This is a genomic window from Sphingorhabdus lacus, assembly GCF_009768975.1.
GTDB classification, from domain to species: Bacteria; Pseudomonadota; Alphaproteobacteria; order Sphingomonadales; family Sphingomonadaceae; genus Sphingorhabdus_B; species Sphingorhabdus_B lacus.
Map to the genome: position 1 here is coordinate 1479903 of NZ_CP035733.1, position 19182 is coordinate 1499084.

The window sequence follows — 19182 nt, forward strand, 5'->3', positions numbered from 1 at the left end:
CGTTCACGGCGCTATCGATCAGGCATCGGTGTTGCGATCAAGCAGGGGTTGGATGCTCTTTCGTTGAAGCCCTCGAGATCAGAACTGTTGCCGTCAAATTCGGCATCCAATGAAATTATTGGTCGTTCATGGAGGAATATATGACCCAAACAAAGGTCGCCGTCGCATCTGGGTCTGTTCAGCCCGCCGTTGACGGTCAATCCGTTGCGCTTCCGCGCTCTCTGAGCACATTCCGGCTCGCTGTCTTTGTTATCGCGGCCGTCGCGCCACTCGCCTGCGTCATTGGGGTGCTGCCCGTGGCACTTGTGTTCGGTAGTGGCACGGCCCTCCCGCTGGCATTCGTCGTTGCGACGGTCGTCACGGCATTGTTCGCAGTGGGCTATTCCGCTTTCAGTCGCGAAGTGGTGACTGGCGGCGCATTTTACACCTATATCGCGCACGGCCTCGGTCCGGTTGTAGGCTTGGGAGCAGCCGGCGTCGCGGTCGCATCATACACAATGTTTGTGCCAGGGGGATTCAGTTATCTCGGTTATATGATGCAAACCACATTCAGCGACTTGCTCGGATTCGATCTCCACTGGGTCGTTTATTCTCTGGTAGCCTGGGTAATTATCGGTTTCTTGGGCCTTCGCCAGATCGACTTCAGTGCCAGAGTGGTGCTGATCGTCATCCTTATCGAATTCATGCTACTGCTATTTTTCGATGCAATTCTTGTTGGACAGTTGGGCAGCGCGGCTTTCCCGGCTCAATCGCTCGATTTCAGCGGTCTGTTAGGTGGTGCGCCCGGTGTTGCGATCCTGCTCGCGTTTACCTGCTATTTCGGTATCGAGTCCGCTGCACTGTTTTCCGAGGAAGCAAAGTCCCCCCAAAAATCGGTGGCCCGGGCAACTTACATCGCAATCTTCATAATCGGTATCTTCTACTTCATCACTTCGTGGATTACTATAGGTGCAATTGGACCCGACAACATTAAGGGAATTCCCGAAGCAGACGTCGGCCTCGTCTATTTCAAGCTGAGTGATAAGTATGTAAATGACGCATTTACAACTATCATCCAGGCGGCTCTCGTTACCAGCATGTTTGCGACCGTTCTTTCGATGCATAATGTTGCTGCGCGCTATCTGTTCGTGCTTGGCCGTCAGGGCTTTCTGCCCCGCGTGCTCGGTCGCGCGCATCCGGTACACGGCGCGCCAACAGCAGCAAGCGCCTCGATTTCGGTCGTCGCGCTTATTGTCTTTACAAGCGCTGCATTTCTGGGGCTGCACCCAATGCTTGGACTGGGCTTGATCGTTCTTGGTTTTGCGGCGGTAGGTGTAATGTTCATGCAGGCTCTGACCAGTGTTGCGGTTGTGTCCTATTTCCGAAAGCATCCCGAACGTCACCTCTGGCAGCACGTGATCGCGCCGATATTAGCGTTTCTCGGGTTGTTGGTGGCGCTGTACTTCGCGGTGACAAACTTCGAATATCTGAGCGGCAGCCAGAATCCGGTGGTCAATCGCATTCCGATTGGCATACCGTTGGCAATGGCGGCCGGCATAGGGTTCGCGCTTTGGCTCCGCCGTTATCGTCCAGCGAAGTTCGCTGAGATGCAGCTGGACGACCTGTGATGATCTGACATTCAACGGCAGGGCGCGTCAAACATGGCTGCAGTCAACATGTATGTGAATTTTGATCGGATTTTGGATGCATCAATTTTTACGGTCCGACCCCTTTTACCTTGAAGACCAACTGAGTGAAGAAGAACGCATGATCCGCGATGCCGCGCGGGCCTACGCTCAGAACGAGTTGCAGCCCCCGGTTGCCGAGGCTTTTGCTCAGGAACACACCGATACCGCGATTTTTTCGGAAATGGGGCGCAAGGGTTGCTCGGCATCACCATTCCCGAGGCATTCGGGGGCACGGGTGCAAGTTATGTGAGCTATGGCCTCGTCACCCGGGAGGTTGAGCGTGTCGACTCCGGCTATCGTTCGATGATGTCGGTGCAATCCTCATTGGTCATGTACCCGATCCATGCGTTCGGCTCGGAAGAGCAGAAGGCGAAGTATCTGCCCGGCCTGACAAGCGGCGAACTGATCGGTTGCTTTGGCCTCACCGAACCGGATGCAGGATCCGATCCGGCTGGAATGAAAACCCGAGCGCGCAAGGTCGATGGAGGATACGTGCTGACGGGAGCCAAGACCTGGATCTCGAACGCTCCGATCGCCGACGTCTTCATTGTGTGGGCGACTTCGGAAGTTCATGGCGGGAAGATCCGCGGGTTTATCCTTGAAAAGGGAATCAAGGGTCTCGACGCCCCCAAGATATCTGGAAAATTGTCACTTCGCGCCTCGATCACGGGCATGATCATGATGGACGAGGTCTTCGTACCGGATGATGCCCTGCTACCAGGCGTCGAGGGGATTCGCGGGCCATTCAGTTGCCTCAACTGCGCCCGCTACGGCATCAGCTGGGGTGCGCTTGGAGCGGCCGAGTTTTGCTATGCCGCTGCCTGCCAATATGGGCTGGATCGAAAACAGTTTGAACGACCGCTGGCGGCAACCCAGCTCTGTCAGAAGAAGTTGGCGGATATGGCAACTTACATCGCCTTGGGTCTGCAGGCGAGTCTGCGGGTGGGCCACCTGATGGACGACGATCGCTTCGCACCCGAGATAATCTCGATGGTCAAGCGCAACAATGTCGGCAGGGCGCTGGACATTGCGCGCGCCGCTCGCGACATGCATGGTGGAAATGGTATTTCAGAAGAATATCAGGTCATCCGCCATATGGTCAACCTCGAGACGGTCAACACCTACGAGGGTACCCATGATGTCCACGCCCTGATTATCGGCAGGGCCATCACGGGGATCGCGGCTTTCTGATGCAGCAAGAAACCGCGAGCGTAAACCAGCCGCTCAAGGGCCTAAGGGTCCTTGAACTGGCCCGAATTCTGGCCGGCCCGTGGGCCGGACAGCTCCTCGGGGATCTTGGCGCGGACGTATTGAAGGTAGAAAGTCCGGACGGCGACGACACGCGCCGATGGGGGCCGCCATTTATCGACAATGGCAACGGGACACATGACGCAGCTTATTTCCACGCCTGCAATCGCGGGAAGCGTTCGATTACCGCCGACTTCGGCAGGCCCGAGATCTCGAGGAGGTGCGCCGCCTGGCGATCGAAGCCGATGTCGTTTTCGAAAATTTTAAGGTGGGCGGTCTGGCCAAGTTCGGGCTGGACTATGCAAGCCTCTCGGCCCTGAACCCCCGCCTCATATATTGCTCCATCAGTGGCTTTGGTCAGGACGGTCCTTATGCCGCTCGTGCCGGCTATGATTTCATCGTGCAGGGTCTGAGCGGGATCATGGACCTTACAGGCGAACCCGCCGGCGCACCGCAGAAAATCGGCGTGGCATTGGCTGACATCGTGACCGGCCTATATGCCGTCATCGGCATCCAGGCCGCCCTCACGCGCCGTGAACGGACCGGCCGCGGTGACCATGTGGATGTTGCCCTGCTTGACTGCATGACCGGTGTTCTTGCCAATCAAGCGATGAACTACCTGGCGACGCAGGAAAATCCGGTCCGACTGGGCAACGCACATCCGAATATCGCACCCTATGCAGTGTTCCCGGCCAAGGATGGCTGGCTAATACTTGCGGTGGGCAACGATGGTCAGTTTGACCGCTTTTGCAAAGTAGTCGGACTCGACGAACTATCGGCGTCGTCTTCATTCGCGACCAATTCTTCGCGGGTAGCCAACCGGGACGAATTGACCACCATCATCAGCGCAATCACGCAAAATTGGTTGCGTGACGACTTACTGGGTGCGCTGGAGGCCGCGACGGTACCAGCTGGCCCAATCAATACAGTTGCCCAGGTGTTGGCTGATCCCCAGATTACGGCGCGCGGACTGGTAAGACGATTTGATCGAGCCGGCGCGTCCCCGGTCGAGGGGATACGCACGCCGCTTATATTTGAGCATGCCGGCCTGTCACTCGACTGCGGATCGCCCTTGCTAGGACGAGATCAGCCCTGCTGGCTTTGAAGGTCAGTACTCCCCGAGGCAGCGATCGTCACATTGGACGCATTGCAGCACTAGGAAACAACCAGCGCCCGCCGCAAATCTAAGCCAACGTCACTCCTTGTTACGCTTGTTCGGCGACCGATGAAAGCGGGTTCGGGCGATCGACTGAAGCACCTCGCCGTCCCCACATCGAGCGCGATTGGCCCAACAAAGACACGATGACACCGCCCCGCCCGCCGACCGCGCCTACTTTGCAGTAAGCTTGCCGGCCGAACAGGAGGAGTTCTCGGCTTCCGGCCGCGAGTGATGATCGCAACGTCGAGAATGTCATAGCCGACATAGTCGAAGGCGTCTGCAAGGACCGGAAATATCCAGCAAAGGGCCGGAAAGCCAATCGGCCCGGCTCTGGAAGACAGACTAATGAGCCTTGTACATGACCTGAGGGTGCACCGCGTGCAGCGCCCCCGAACTTGATCGGGAAGACCCTTGACATCGTGCGGCGGTTCAATACCGCGATGGGCTTCCCAGAAGCAATCAGTTGCCGAAGCCACCTGCTTGCCACATCTCCCGCACTACTCGCCAACCATGAACTGTACGCTTCAGCACGAAAAGCTGGCGAATCGTCTCTTGCTTCGTGGTCGCGGGCGGGTTAGGCTGACAAGTCAATACCGCAAACACCGAAGCCATGTCCCGGTCCGACGAGACAACAGTATCCTGCACGGCAAAGGCGCAGCCCTTATTGCCATTGGGGCCAAGATAAGCAAACCAGTCGTCAAGAGCTTTTACGGACGCCTCGATCCCACGCCTCGCCGCAACATCCCCCTCGCCGGTGATAATCACATCGTGGCTATAAAATCGCTCTGCGAGTTCGGTCGACGTCAAACCATCACGATTGGCCTGATCTTGGTCGGCGTAGAAGGCATGGAGCTCCTGGACGACATCGGCTGGCGCCGCTTGCACAGGCGTTTCGTGCGCCGCCGCTGATAGCGAAGGGGCACACATCAATGCGAGCAGAGCCAAGCGCGTCTTAAGGTTACAGGTCATATAATCTCCTCATTTCCCTGTGACAATACGGCAGCTTACTGGGCCGCATATAATTAATTCTACACCGAGATAATTATCTGTCTGCGATTTGGGTGTCAAGCGAGGATTGGCGGTTGGGCGGCATGCCTGGAAAGTCCCCATTCCATATCGGGCCTCACAGCCCGGCCAAACCACTATCGCGGCGGGCGGGGCATAAGCAGCTAGATCTGCCGCATCCCTCGCGCCACTGCTGAAAATCCCGGCCACGCCAAAAGGAGACACGCCAAATCGAGTTCAGGTCGCCAATGAGCCGTAATCCTGCTCGAAAGACACCTGGGATGACATCGAGCCGCCTTGCCGCGCCGACGTCCTCTCCGCCCGCAGACGAAAGTTTCGAATCGCCAAACCACGGTATGGTCTTGTCGGGCAGAGTGCGAGGGCCATGTCCTATGAAGATGCGCGAGGCCACGACATCGCCAAGACTCGCATCGACCCGCAGTGAGCGCGCCGCGAGAATCTTTTCCTCATGTCGCTCGTCTCGCAGTGCAAGCCCATAATTCGTCGATTGCAGAATTGATTTGCATGTCGGATCGTGGCGGAATATAAGCCGTAGTCTCGCCGCGACGCGTTCAACCGGACCGACCCGGGTGCCGCACATAGCGGGCAGGTAATGAACCGCATTGCGAAGGTGGAATGGATGGATAGCGGGCTCGGCGTGCGGCCGGTAAAGACATTGGCTATCGCGTGCATCCTTTACGCGCTTTCGATCATCCTGATCAATATCGCGCCATTCTTTGTCGGGCTCTACGTCGATACGCTTCACATAAGCTTGAGCGAAGCGGGGTTTGTCCAAACCATTGATCAAGCAGGCGGCATCATCGGGGCCGTCCTAGGCTTCTTTCTCATGCCGCGCCTCTCCTGGCGGACGCTGTCATTTTGCGCTGCGTTCGTGGCAACGATGGCCAATGCGGCAACGGCGTTGGCCGACAGTTACGTACTTCTGTGCCTGATCAGGTTTGTCGCAGGGTTTGCGGTAGTCCTGTTGACTACAGTCTCCGCATGCACCCTGGCCCGCGCGCGCGTCCCGGACCGTGCATTTGGGTTTGGACTGATGCTCGGCATGCTTCTTTCCGCCGTCGCGATCTGGGTGCTGGATGCGATAAGGACGGATTTTGGCTACAGCGCAAGCTTGGGATCGGGTGCTCTGTGGCTTTGCATCGCCGCGGGCCTTGCGCTGATGCTTCCTCGCGACCTGCGCGGGCGGACAGATAAGGCAGGCGCCTTCAGCGCCGACCCGGAACAGGCAAATATGCGCGTACTCGGCAAGGTCGGCCTCATCGCGCTGCTACTCTTTTCCATAAGCGCCAACGTCGGCTTCAGCTTTACCGAACGGGTAGGACTGGACAACGGCTTGGCGCCGAGCGCTATAGCCAGATCCTTCGCGATCGGCTGCATATTTTCCTTGGCCGGTTGCCTTTTGCCGACGATATTCGGTGCAGCTGGCGGGCGGATAAAATGGCTGTCTATAACGACTGCGTTTTTCATCATTGCACTTTGGCTCTTCTACACGGCCACAACAATTACCCTATATATTGTCGCCTTCTCCATATATCTTTCGGTATTCAATATGGGCCTTGCCTACTATATGTCCGTGGTAGCGGAAAATGATCCCGAGGAACATTATACGCGGGCGATATATATCGTAAATGTTACCGCTCAATCGCTTGGCCCCGCCATTGGCGCCCTGATACTGATAGGTTATCCTATCACCATTGTGTTCTTGATTGCTCCTATAACCGCAATAGGTGCCCTGCTCTTGGTAGCTTTTTATACATCGCGGCAGCCGCGCAATTTGCCGGCATCCCTCTAGATTGGCCGGAAGCGTGACTGGGACTTGGCGGGTCGCCCTAGTTCGGCGTGGCAATGGTTCAACTTTGGAAAGGTAAGATCATTGGCGAGTTCAAACGACCAGGATTTGGTCGACCCGGTAAAGATTTTTGACTTCGGCAGCACATCGATGCTCGATTCCTCCGATCTGTGGGCGACGCTCTAATGGCAGCGGCAGCTGATGATTCGACGCCCCACGGGTCCGGTGGCCGTTCATCGCCGCCGCATGCCGGAAAGTCCTTCTGGATTCGTGACTTTGGCGCCTATTCTTCAAATCCCGACCTGGATACGGATATACACTGCGACATCCTCGTCATCGGCGGTGGCATTGCAGGCCTTTCATCGGCCTGGCATGCCGCAAAAAGCGGCTTGGGCAAGGTTGTCCTGATCGAGAGCGAGGTCATCGGCTTCGGAGCGAGCGGCCGCGCGGCGGGCTGGATCATGCCCCAGTTCGGGATGGACCAATTGTCCATCCGCAAGGCATATGGCGTCGAGCGTTCCAGAGCGGCCTTCGCATATTGTCGGCGCGCAACCGCTTATACGCGCGAGATCATCGAGCAAAACGGCATCGAAAGCGATTATCGCGCGCCCGGCCTTATGCGGGTGGCCTTTGACGACCGTTGGGTGGACGATCTCCATGACCTGTATTCCACCTACCAGGATATCGGTGTGGATACGGTGTCATGGCTGACCGCACCGGACGTTCAGGCCCATTATAACGGAAATAGCAACTTCAAAGCGGCCATCTCCGACACGGACCTTGGCTTGCTCAACCCCTGCAAACAGGTGCGCGCGCTCAAGGCTCTGGCCGAAGCGGCGGGCGTTACGGTCTATGAAAACACCTCCGCGACACATATCGAGCGAAGGCCGGGCGGCGTATGGGTCATTACGCCGGGCGGCTCGATTCAGGCGAGCAAGGTGGTGATTGCCACAAATGCTTTCACGCACCAACTGCAAGGGCCAGTGGGCCGAGAACTCGCTTCGTACCAGGCGCCGGTATTCGCGCGCGGCGCGGTAACGGAGCGGCTTTCGGACAAGCAGTGGGCCGAAGTTGGCTGGGAGCAGGGTAATGCGATCGAGAGCTCGCTTGACCTGTTTCACTATATGGCGCCCACCGCCGACCAACGTATCCAGTTCTACTTCATCTATTATGGCGGCCATCCCGTTCGCAATGAGATGGAACCGGCGGTCAGCGCCAAGGGTTCGGACGTCTCGCTGGCACATCTGAAACGCATATTCCCGGCTCTCCGAGACGTCCGGTTGGAGCATAATTGGGGCGGGCACATGTCGGCCACGCGCGACATGGTCCCTCACTTGACGAGTATCGGTGATCAGCGCGTTATCTACATCGGCGGCTGCTGGGGCCATGGCCTTGCCATCAACCACCTGCATGGCCAGACAGTGGCAGACATGTTGGCGGAACGGTCAACGGACCTCACCGATTTCTGGATTGTCGACCGGAAGCCCAAGAGTTGGCCGGTCTGGCCTCTCGATTTTATCGGCAAGCAACTCGCCTGGTCTTTGCTCAAGCGCAAAGTGCGTAAGCAGATACGGGGGTCCATTTTCGAGGGATGCGACGGCGATCTCCAGGAATAAGGGCTGCCTGCGACGGGCAGCTTGTCGCCGACCAGGAGCGTCTGCCGCATCGTCTCCGGCAAAAGCCCCTCCCCCTCTCGCCGCGATCACACCGCGTGACGCACAACAAAACGGGTCGGATCCATCCCTTCACGCTCAAAAGGGAGCTTGAATCGCCTTTTTCCGAAAATGAAGCGATCCATTGACCACAAGCCTAACGCCTGCTCGCAAACTGGTCCCACCCGTTCGGGTCGCGGACGAAAGGTTTTTCGATCAAATAGTTAATATCGCCGATTGGCGTTTGGTCCATCTCTCGACCGAACCGATGACCTGAATGGACCGCATCAGCGACTGTGCCTGGCGCAAAACAGTCACCAATTGCGTGGACGGTGAACATCGGTGAGTTCTCTGCAACTGTTTTACGTAAATCGTGAAGCAAGCCGTCGTTCGGTGACCGTAGGCAGATCATAACCACAATCGCCGCGGGCAAACGGATTGCTTTGCCGGTATAGATACAATGAGCCTCCACCTCGTCGGCACCGATCTCGACCAGGCGTCTCGCTGTAACAAGCTTCACGCCGAGTTTAAGCAGGGTCTGGTGAACGGCCTCTCGCTCGGATGTATATTTGAGCAGCGGGGAAGGTTCCGGATCAGGGGTAAGGAGCGTGACATCCAGCCCTTGCTTGGCAAGCTTCTCGGCGATTACACCTCCAAGATAATAGCCTTCATCGTCATTTATAACGACCGGCCCTTCGATCGTCCGGCCCGCCATCACGTCATCGGGCGTGATGACGTGCGGCTGGTCCCAACCGTTGACGGGAAATCTGTTCGCTTTGCCGATTCCGTCCCGGTCCCATGTCGATCCGGTTGCGACGACTATCGTTGTGAAGTCGAAATCGGCCACATCGGAAGCTTGAATTTCGCTTCCGAGGTAAATGTCGACATTCGCCAGCTTATGGATCTGACCAATTCGATAATCGGCTACGCGCCGGTAGGTGGACAGACCGGGAAGCGCCGATTCAAGCACGGAGCGTCCACCCAGAAAATTGCTCCGTTCCGAAAGCGCAACAGAATAGCCACGCCTTCCAAGCGTGAGAGTCGCTTCGAGTCCTGCCGGGCCGCCCCCAATTACCAGGATGCGTTCATCGGACATTTTTGCCGGAACCCGCTCCGGGTGCCAGCCGCGCCGCCACTCTTCGCCGGTTGTCGGGTTTTGCGTGCAACGAATTGCGCCGCCCATATATTGCATGGAAAGGCACGTGTTGCAGCCTATGCACTCACGAATATCCTCGATGCGGCCTTCTTCTATTTTCTTTGGCAGAAAAGGGTCGGCAATCGACGGACGCGCCGCACCGATCAGATCGACCAACCCATTTTTGATGAGCGACACCATGCGATCTGGCGACGTGTATCTCCCGACAGCGACCACCGGCTTGCTTGTCACCTGTTTCACGAAGGCAGTGAATGGCTCCTGCCACCCTTCGTCGGCAAAGCGGGCAGTCATCACATCGAGATTGATGTTCTGAACATTGACATCCCACAGATCGGGCAGCTCGGCCAGCATCTCGACGACCCGCCGACCATCGCCGCTACAGGTGTAACCCGCATCGCCAAGGCCTTCGTCCACCCCAAAACGGACGGCAACGGCACAGTCGGATCCGATCTCTTCTTTGGTGTCCTCGATCAACTCACGCAAAAGCCTGGCGCGATTCTCGATAACGCCCCCATATTCATCCGTTCGCCGGTTGACACGCTGCGTAATAAAGTCGCCGGGCAAGCCCATCATGTGGCTTGCGTAAACATATACGATGTCGAAGCCGATATCGCGTGCGCGCCGGGCAGCAGCGCGGTGCCATCTTCTGACATCGCTGATATCCTGCTTGTCCATCTGCCGGACGACAGCTGGTACATCCATTGCCGGCCTGGGCGAGGCCGACATCGGGCGTTCTCTGGACATGCGGTTTCCGGCCAGGGCACCCTGATGGGTCAATTCGCACCCGGCAAGGGCGCCATGCTTTTGAACCGCCTCGACCATGAGCTGAAGCCCAGGCTTGTCATCGTCCGACCAGAGCCGCTCCCCACCGCTGGGGGACGAATCCGAAGAAGGATGGATCATACAGAGTTCGGTGTTCACGACGCCCCATCCGCCTTCGGCCTTTATCTCCCGAAATTTTGCGGTAGCGTGCGGAGAAAATGTACCAAGCGCCGTACAATGCGGAACCTGATAAAAGCGATTTTTGGTGGTCTTGGGCCCGATTTTCACGGACTCGAAGAGAATATCAAATCGTGGATCGCGCATCTTGCCATCTCCTTCTGTTTACCGTTCCCACCGGTCGCAAATATCCCCGGCAGACCAACGCCGCAGCCTAGTCACAGTGCCGACGATCTTTCCGCCATGGGGCGCCTCAGTGACGAGCAGCCCCGGTCAGTGAGCATATCAACCTGCAACCTTCGTGCCCCACCACCCCGCTACGGTAACTCGAGCCGATCCAGCCGCATCGTCGGCGCAGCGGTCGGCAGTCGCCACGACGGTGAGCAATCCTCGCGCTACTTCGCCGCAGATCAGTCCGATTACCGCTCAAAACGCGAAAAACGATAGGGTTTGGGATCAATGATCGGGGTCGAACCCATCAGTATATCGGCGGCAAGTTCGCCCGCCGCCGGAGCTGTACCGAAGCCGTGTCCCGAGAATCCAGAGCAGACAATCAATCCTGCAATTTCCGAAACCTGATCGATTACCGGCAGGGAATCGGGCGTCACATCCACTGTTCCTGCCCAAAGTTCCGCGATCTCGGCATCGTCGAATATAGGCCAGGCCGCGCGCAGTGCGACAAAGGCTTCGTGGATGGCGCCCTCGTCAACAGCGGGATCCTTGATTCTCATGCGCTCAAAGGGTGAAATTCTTCCGGATTTCCAACGACGAGGTAGCGTTAGGTCGTCGATGAAGTCGCGTCCGAACGCCAGACGCAGATAGCGGCCCTGCGATCGAAGCGACGACAAATATTTACGCCCAATAAGCAAATGATCGAACGTAATCGGGGCTTTGATGGCGCTGCGCTGGGTTATTACAAATCCACCGTCTGCGCGCTTGCGAAAAGAGAAATCCGGTCCGCCAACCGCGATCTCGGTGGGGCCATCCATGGGAACAGTGCGTGCCACGGAAACCGTGAGCGGCAGGGTCGGCAGGTCGATGCCGAGGTTCCCAAGGAAGCGCCGGGACCATAAGCCGCCTGCAAGCAGGACCGTATCGCAGCCGATTTCGCCGCGTTCCGTAACCACCCCGGTAACCCGCCCCGCAGAGCGGACGAGTGAGCGCACGGCACAATTCTCGACGATAATGGCTCCCATCGCCATTGCAGCGCGCGCAATAGCCGACGCCGCGAGCGATGGCTCGGCGCGCCCATCGGACGGCGTGTATATACCGCCGGCCCAATTTCCCCGCCCCCCAGGCACCAGTCGATCGATCTCGCCAGGGGTCAGAAGGCGCGAGTCGAGATCGAGAGGTTCCACGGAATGGATCCAGGCTTCATGAGCCTCCATTTCTGCCTCGTTCCTGGCAAGAAAAAGAATGCCCGCTTCTCGATAGCCGACATCTGTTCCCACCTTTTGCGGAAGGCGAGCCCAGAGGCGATCGGACGCGACGGCGAGGGGCATATCGGCCGGAGCGCGACTCGTCTTGCGAATCCAGCCCTGGTTGCGTGACGATTGTTCGCCGGCGACCACGCCCTTCTCAAGCACGATGACAGGAATACCGCGCTCACTGAGTGTAAGCGCCGCGACCAGACCGACAATCCCGCCCCCGATGATGACTACAGGAACGGAAGACGGAAAATCCTCACAAGTTTGTACGGGCGCGATATGGGGTGCCACCAGGCCATCTTTCAAGTTGAACCGCAGACTGACTATTGAGCAGCGCGGCGTATAACCAAATGGAAATCTATATGTTTTTCACTTCTATATTGCTCTTCGAAGCCCCTCTGTAAGCAGTGACTTCGACCTCGACCTTATAGTCTTTCGAGCTGAGCGGCGGACAGGTCAGAGTCATCGCCGGATCGATACCGCGAAACCGCTCTCCAATCTTGGCCATGACGGCCGACGTATCGGAGGGGTTCTGAATGAAGATGCGCGAGGCCACGACATCGCCAAGACTCGCATCGACCGCCAGCAGCGCGCGCTCGATATTGGCCAGCACCTGCTCGGTTTGTTCGGTGACGTCTTCCGGAATCTCCTGTGTCAGAGGATTGCGCCCCGCGGTGTTGGAAACGAAGATCCAATCATCGACGCTGACGAGCCGTGAGTAGCTCGCCAGGTCCTCATATCGTGAACCCGTTTTGAGCTTCAAAATCTCGACCATATTAACTCCAATTCAAAAGGACAGATAATGCTGCGGAAACCAGAGAGGCGCAGCCGACGCTGCGGGGTCAGCGCAAGGCTGGCACATCCCAAAGATTGAGCGACTGACCGACACCGCGCGCAAGGGCGTTGCGATAAACGACGGTGCCCCAGGCAACATCCTCGACTGGCATTCCGCCAACAGACAAGATGATGATTTCCTCGTCGTTCTGCCGACCCGGGGCCTCCCCAGCTACGATGCGACCAAGATCCTCAAGATCTTCTTTCTCCATCCGTCCACTGGCAATCATATCCATGAACTTTACACCGATAATCGGTATAATGTTGTGCGCAGGCTTGGGCAGTTCATCAAACCAGGCTTCGTAGAGACCGGTGTTGTCGACGACCTTTCGGACGTCTTTAGTCCCCATCGCCTCGTCAATCTCACAGCTCGATGGCATCGCCAGAAACGCGCCCGGCTTCACCCATTCGCGGTTGACGATAGGATAAGTCGAAGGGTCGCCCGCCGCGCCCGAGCCACAAAAACTAACTATATCGGAACCGCGAACAACAGCCTCTATCGTATCAACCACCTCAATGTTTGTGACCTGCGGCATGTCCGACTTTAACCAATCGAGGAAACTTTCAAGACTCGCTTTCCCCCGCGCCTTGATCTTGATCGTGTCGATCTTAGGACAGACGGCACGCAGCGCCATGAGTGTTGTCTTGCCCATGACACCCGGGCCTAAAAGCCCGAAAACCTTTGCGTCTTTTCGCGCAAGATGACGTGCCCCCACGCCTGGGATCGCTCCGGTCCGGTAAGCCGATAAGAGATTCGCTGACATGAAGGCGAGCGGGGCAGCGGTATCGGCGTCGTTGAGTACGAAAGTGAGGATCGAACGCGGCAAACCCTTTTCCCGGTTTTCGAGGTTCGATCCATACCATTTCACGCCTGCGGTCCGGAAACGGCCGCCAAGATAAGCGGGCATTGCCATGAAACGGCGGTCAGCAGTTCCCTTTGGCATGTCAGGAAACGGCGAGCTTTCTGGAAACAAGACCATCGCCCCATGGGAATCGTTGTTCGCCCCTGCCATGCGGTAATCCCCATGCCATAACAGGCTGAACATTTCCTCCATGGTGTCAACGCACATTGCCATATCGGTAACACCAGCTTTGATCATGTCTTGCTCTGACAGATACAAGAAATCTATTTTTGCCGATCCGGTCATTATTTTGCTCTCCAACTCACTCTCTCATTCGACTCAACACCATTGGAAAGCATGACACCTTTCATGCTTTCAACAACAGACATCAAACAAGACACCACAGGTCGTGGGCCGACCAATTTTTCCTTCCAAAGGGAAAATTGCTCAGCGGCCCCACATCTGTCGCCTCCGGACCGATCAGCGCGGCACATCACCCAGTCTCAATCCCACAAGAAAATTATATTATACAATCGAGGAATTTAAACTGGTGTCAATCAAAAAGTCAGCGATGGGCCATCGGTCGGACGGCGCGGACTGCCGACTTTTTCCTCTGATTGGGAGATCCTCCACAAGTCGATGAAGGTTCCCATTACGCCAAACGGCCGAACTTAAAAGGCCCTGCAGCGCCACTTTTTAGGCCTTGTGTACGATCATATATTCTTCGCGCTGGATATGTTAGTTCGCTCTACACACATTTCCATCGGAATCGATGTTGGAAAAGCGCGCAATGCGACCACAGTCGCGGATGCAGAACGTGGCGGCGAAGTGCGTTTCATCGGTGAAGTTGACGCATCACCCGATGCGATTCGGCAGGTCTTGCAGCGGATTGCCGCAAAGTACGACGTGGTACATTTCTGCTATGAGGCAGGCCCGACGGGGCACGAATGATATCGCCTGATTACCAAGCTGGGACATCGACACATCGAGATTGAAACAGGTTTCATGGCTTGAATATCTCCCGACTCGCAGCAAACGGAAAGGCGGATGATGCCATTTTTCGCCATCGCGACGCATCGACTATCAGTTGACCTATATAATTGTCTTTATGAGGAATTATACAATCTTTCAGTTGTTGAATTGGCGGTCAATTAAGCTCGACTTTCCAAAGAATCTGATGGGATGATATCACTTTATTTCACGGATTATCATATATTTAGTCTCCATTCTTGCGCTCACCTACGGGCCAAAAATGCCATCTCTATGCTCCTAGAAAATATCTGCGATTGACGAATTTAGTTGCGAATGGCACGAGAGATGCTACAAATTCCAACACATATGCTGTAAAACAAACTGTGCGGAAGAGCGTCGCAGCCGATCCGGCGCTGGGCTAAAAGCGCGCGAATATATGCCCCTTTGGACGATGTATCAAAAGTGCGGCATTTTGCGGACAGCTTGAGCGACGGATGTGCGCCAACCAGCCTGGGTTGTCAGGCGCGCAATCGGGTAATTGATGCAAGAGTTAGGTAAACCATGTACGCTTATAAAATGCTCATCGATGGACAACTGGTTGAGGGCGCGAAGACCATTGAAATCGTCAATCCCGCGACGGCCGAGCCCTTCACGACTGCCCCCGTAGCGGACGAAGACCAGCTCAACGCCGCCGTGGCGGCTGCGCGACGCGCTTTTCCCGCCTGGGCAGCAACATCCTGGAGCAAGCGTCGGGATTGTCTCCTGCTGTTCGCGCAACGGCTTGAGGAAGAGGCCGATCACTTTGCGCGTCTGCTTGTCAAAGAACAGGGCAAACCCCTGGCAGAGGCCCGGTTCGAAATTGGTGCCGCGGTGCAGGGGATACGCTATTACGCCAGCGTCGAACTGCCTGCCGAAACGAGAAGCCATGCAAATGGCAGCTACCAGATTGAGCGCCGCCCGCTGGGCGTCGTTGCGGCGATCACGCCTTGGAATTATCCATTGATCCTGGCAAGCAACAAATTCGGCCCTGCCCTGCTGACCGGAAACACCGTGATATTGAAGCCTGCGCCGACCACGCCGCTGACAAGCCTTGAATTGGGCCGGCTGGCGTGCGAGATTTTTCCCCGGGGCGTGTTCAATGTCATTGCTGACGATAACGATCTTGGCTCGCGCCTCACCAGCCACCCCGACATCGCCAAGATCTCCTTCACAGGCTCGACCGGCACCGGCAAGCGCGTCATGCAAGGCGCGGCAGAGACATTGAAGCGGGTGACGCTGGAACTGGGCGGAAATGACCCGGCCATCGTCCTCAAGGACGCCGATGTGGAGGGCGCGGCGCAGGGTCTCGCCGCCACCGCGTTCCTCAACGCGGGCCAGATCTGCGCAGCGCCCAAACGCCTTTATGTCGCCGACGAGATTTACGACGCTTTTTGTGAACAGCTGGTCGCGGCAGCCAAAGCATTAAAGCTCGGCGCGGGGGACGAAAACGGGGTCACTCTCGGCCCCATCCAGAACAGCCTGCAGTTCGATAAAGTACGCGAGATTATCGAGGAGGCGGCATCCCATGGCAGGGTCCTGACCGGCGGTCATACCGCCAAGCGTCCTGGCTTTTTCATAGAGCCGACGGTGATCGCCGATCTCGACGACGAGGCCAGGCTGGTCGCCGACGAACAGTTTGGGCCTGTGGTGCCGGTTCTACGCTTTTCTGATGAGACGGATGCGATTTCCCGGGCCAACGTCGGCCCCTACGGCCTCGGCGCTTCTATCTGGTCGCGCGACATCGATCGCGCTCGCGCGCTCGCGCGCGAACTCGAAGCCGGCTCGGTGTGGATCAATCAGCATGTCGCCATTTACCCCGACATACCTTTCTCGGGCGCGAAGCAGTCCGGTGTCGGAACGGAGGGCGGCATTGAAGGCGTGTGCGAATTCACCCGCCTCCAAGTGATCAATGCCGCGACATGATGGACTGGGGATTGAATAATGGAAAAGGGGGATGCCGTGATCAGGAATTCGGATGAAGAACTAACGATGACGAACCGGCCCGTCGACCGGCGTTCACTGATAAGGTTCGGCGCTGCCGCAGCTGGCGCGGTTGCGCTGGCGAGCTGCGCAAAGGAAAATCCGGGGCGCGAGACACGCGATGGCGGCGGCGAAGGCGGCCCTTATGATGTCGCCGTCATCGGCGCGGGTTATGCCGGCATCACGGCCGCGCGCGACCTTGCCGCCAAGGGCTGGCGCGTGGTCGTGCTGGAAGCGCGGCCGCGCATCGGCGGACGCACTTTCACCAGTGAGTTTCTCGGCCGCCCAGTGGAATTGGGAGGATCGTCCGTCCACTGGGTACAGCCGCATGTCTTCACGGAAATGCAGCGCTACGGCTTCGACTTCGAAGAAGTGCCTCTCTACGATCTCGACGCATCCTATATCATGACGTCGGATGGAGCCGTCCACAATGTGCCGCCCGCGAAGTTCGACACCCTTTACAACGACGCGTTCAACAGATTCTGCGCCAACTCGCGCACATTGTTTCCACAACCATACAAGCCCTTCGCCAACCCCGAAGTTCTGAAGATCGATGACATCTCGGCAGCTCAGCACCTTGCGTCGCTCGGCCTCGATCCGCTGGGGAAAGCGGCATTGAGCGCAGAACTCGTACTCTATGCCGGTGGCCCGACATCAACATTCAGCTATGCAAGTTTCGTCAAACTTTTCGCTCTCGCGGCGTGGGATCCTTTCACCTTCACTGACTCGGAGAAGCACTGGCATATCGCCAATGGCGGAACCGCTGCATTGGCCAAGGCAATCCTTGACGACAGCAAGGCCGATGTGCGGCTCGGCACTGTGGTCAAAGAAGTAGAACAGAGAGATAAGGGCGTCACCCTCAGGACTGCCGACGGACAAACAGTCGAGGCAAGAGCTGCTGTCTTCACTCTACCTACCTCTGTCTATCCAGACATCAACTTCAAGCCAGGACTGTCGTCCGCCAAACGTGAATTTATCGCCCATGGCGATAGCGCCGACGGCGCCACGATGTACATGAAAGTAAAAAACAACCTCGGTAACACGTTTGCCTTTTGCGATGATCCCAACCCGTTGAACGCAATCCAGACCGAGGAATTCGGTGACGACGGCACGATCCTGAAGGCGACGCTCGGTCGGCAATCGCTGATCGACATGAACGATCTAGATGCTGTCGGTGCGGAACTGCGAAAGATCCATCCCAATGCGGAAATCACCGACATCGCACCCTATAATTGGGTCAAGGATCCGTTCTCGAAACAAGCATGGCCGGCCTACAAGGTCGGATGGTTCAAAAAATACAAGGACATGGCAAAAGCCGAAGGCCGCCTGTTCTTCGCCGGCTCCGCTACTGCCGACGGCTGGCACGAATACATTGACGGCGCGGTGGAAAGCGGAATTCGCGCCTGTCGGGAAGTCACTGAAAAGCTTGCGCGTGAGGAGGCGGCAAATGGATAAAGCTCATATTGGCAAATTTAGGCTGGCGCTCTTGTCGGCACTGTGCCTGGCCGGAACGGCTGCTTGTTCCGAGCCTGCGGAGGATAGTAAAGACAGCAACCCCGGAGCCAGCGTTGAGGCGACCTCGTCGACCCCCGCTGCTGGATCAAGCGACTATGCGACGCTGGCCGCCGATGCGGGACAAGTCGAAGCGGGCAAGAAACTGTTCAGCAACTGCGCGGTGTGTCATTCGGTCGATCCCGGCAACCCTTCGCCAGCAGGTCCGAAGCTCATAGCGGTGGTCGGTCGCAAGATCGGCGGAGCAGAAGATTTCCGCTATTCGCAGGCGCTGAAAAATGCCGATGGCTCATGGACTCCAGAGAAGCTCGACGTGTTTCTGAAGGATCCGATGGCGGCTTATCCGGGCACCTCGATGGCCTTTGGGGGGCTTGCGAAGGAGGCAGATCGCAAGGCGATCATCGCATATCTTGCAAGTATTCAACCGAAATGACCCCCACCGGCGCAATGAAGCTGTCGGCCCCATTCGTCGAGCGATTGGACGATTCCCGCTTATGATCCTCAACAAAATCTTAGCCGATTTTAGCACCAAATTTGTGATGAAAGTTTCAAAATGAAAAGCCTATCTGAAATTGTCAGTTCCTTCATGGGGACGTTCAACACCGGTGATTTTGGGGCGATGCTGGAATTCTTTTCGGAGGGCAGCGTCTACATCGATCCATACGGCGTCGAACATAACGGGGTTTCCGCCATTGGGGATGCGCTCGCGCCCAGCTTTGAGGTATCCGATAGCAAGTCCCATTATCAGATTACATCGACCATTATCGATGAAGGCCAATCCATGGCGCTTGTTACTTGGACTTTGGTCATAACTGCCCCGGACGGAACAAAATCCGCGATCGACGGCCTGGATATACTTCACGTCCAAGATGGCAAGATTGTGTTGAAGAATGCCTTCTGCAAGGCGAACGAACTCACCATTCGGAAGGTCGCTTGACGC

Annotated in this window: 13 protein-coding genes and 2 pseudogenes; 10 read left to right on the forward strand and 5 right to left on the reverse strand. The window is 56.9% G+C overall.

The window, feature by feature from the left end; translation table 11 throughout:
* Positions 1–140 precede the first annotated feature (140 nt).
* From EUU25_RS06915 to EUU25_RS06925, 3 genes and pseudogenes are all read left to right on the forward strand, one after another.
* Entirely contained in the window at positions 141–1607 is a 1467-nt protein-coding gene (locus tag EUU25_RS06915) for an APC family permease (protein ID WP_158899541.1), read from the forward strand.
* Between the two features lie 76 nt (positions 1608–1683).
* Positions 1684–2858: pseudogene (locus EUU25_RS06920) on the forward strand (acyl-CoA dehydrogenase).
* A pseudogene (locus tag EUU25_RS06925) lies at positions 2858–4020 on the forward strand (CaiB/BaiF CoA transferase family protein). The pseudogenes EUU25_RS06920 and EUU25_RS06925 overlap by 1 nt, the downstream one beginning before the upstream one ends.
* Positions 4021–4533: 513 nt before the next feature.
* On the opposite strand, the gene EUU25_RS06930 reads toward EUU25_RS06925, so the two are convergent.
* Positions 4534–5043 carry a hypothetical protein gene (locus EUU25_RS06930; protein WP_158899543.1) on the reverse strand — a complete coding sequence of 170 codons (510 nt, stop codon included), beginning with the start codon at positions 5041–5043 and terminating at the stop codon, positions 4534–4536.
* A gap of 649 nt (positions 5044–5692) precedes the next feature.
* Between EUU25_RS06930 and EUU25_RS06935 the strand changes: the two genes are divergently transcribed.
* Both EUU25_RS06935 and EUU25_RS06940 read left to right on the forward strand, forming a co-directional pair.
* Entirely contained in the window at positions 5693–6892 is a 1200-nt protein-coding gene (locus EUU25_RS06935; protein WP_158899545.1) for an MFS transporter, read from the forward strand.
* Between the two features lie 182 nt (positions 6893–7074).
* Positions 7075–8505 (forward strand): NAD(P)/FAD-dependent oxidoreductase, encoded by a 1431-nt coding sequence (locus tag EUU25_RS06940; protein WP_158899547.1) that lies wholly within the window; start codon positions 7075–7077, stop codon positions 8503–8505.
* A 193-nt stretch (positions 8506–8698) separates the two neighbouring features.
* On the opposite strand, the gene EUU25_RS06945 is transcribed toward EUU25_RS06940, so the two are convergent.
* The 4 genes from EUU25_RS06945 to EUU25_RS06960 form a co-directional block, all read right to left on the reverse strand.
* The gene (locus EUU25_RS06945; protein ID WP_158899549.1) at positions 8699–10783 is read right to left on the reverse strand and encodes an oxidoreductase; all 2085 of its coding nucleotides are present in this window, start codon (positions 10781–10783) and stop codon (positions 8699–8701) included.
* A gap of 272 nt (positions 10784–11055) precedes the next feature.
* On the reverse strand, positions 11056–12354 hold the full coding sequence (locus EUU25_RS06950) for an NAD(P)/FAD-dependent oxidoreductase (protein ID WP_158899551.1): 1299 nt from the start codon (positions 12352–12354) through the stop codon (positions 11056–11058).
* Between the two features lie 67 nt (positions 12355–12421).
* Complete coding sequence (locus EUU25_RS06955; protein WP_158899553.1) at positions 12422–12838, reverse strand: RidA family protein; 417 nt, start codon at positions 12836–12838, stop codon at positions 12422–12424.
* Positions 12839–12905: 67 nt separating this feature from the next.
* The gene (locus EUU25_RS06960) at positions 12906–14045 is read right to left on the reverse strand and encodes an ornithine cyclodeaminase family protein (protein ID WP_158899555.1); all 1140 of its coding nucleotides are present in this window, start codon (positions 14043–14045) and stop codon (positions 12906–12908) included.
* 399 nt (positions 14046–14444) lie between these two features.
* On the opposite strand from EUU25_RS06960, the gene EUU25_RS06965 reads away from it, so the two are divergent.
* The 5 genes from EUU25_RS06965 to EUU25_RS06985 all read left to right on the forward strand — a co-directional run bounded on the left by EUU25_RS06965 (position 14445) and on the right by EUU25_RS06985 (position 19179).
* Positions 14445–14690 carry a hypothetical protein gene (locus EUU25_RS06965; RefSeq protein ID WP_158899557.1) on the forward strand — a complete coding sequence of 82 codons (246 nt, stop codon included), beginning with the start codon at positions 14445–14447 and terminating at the stop codon, positions 14688–14690.
* Between the two features lie 582 nt (positions 14691–15272).
* On the forward strand, positions 15273–16673 hold the full coding sequence (locus tag EUU25_RS06970) for an aldehyde dehydrogenase family protein (RefSeq protein ID WP_158899559.1): 1401 nt from the start codon (positions 15273–15275) through the stop codon (positions 16671–16673).
* 66 nt (positions 16674–16739) lie between these two features.
* Positions 16740–18185, forward strand: a complete 1446-nt coding sequence (locus tag EUU25_RS06975; RefSeq protein WP_158903193.1) for a flavin monoamine oxidase family protein — start codon at positions 16740–16742, stop codon at positions 18183–18185.
* Positions 18178–18675, forward strand: a complete 498-nt coding sequence (locus tag EUU25_RS06980; protein ID WP_158899561.1) for a c-type cytochrome — start codon at positions 18178–18180, stop codon at positions 18673–18675. The genes EUU25_RS06975 and EUU25_RS06980 overlap by 8 nt, the downstream gene beginning before the upstream one ends.
* A gap of 120 nt (positions 18676–18795) precedes the next feature.
* Positions 18796–19179 (forward strand): nuclear transport factor 2 family protein, encoded by a 384-nt coding sequence (locus EUU25_RS06985; protein WP_158899563.1) that lies wholly within the window; start codon positions 18796–18798, stop codon positions 19177–19179.
* Positions 19180–19182 lie beyond the last annotated feature (3 nt).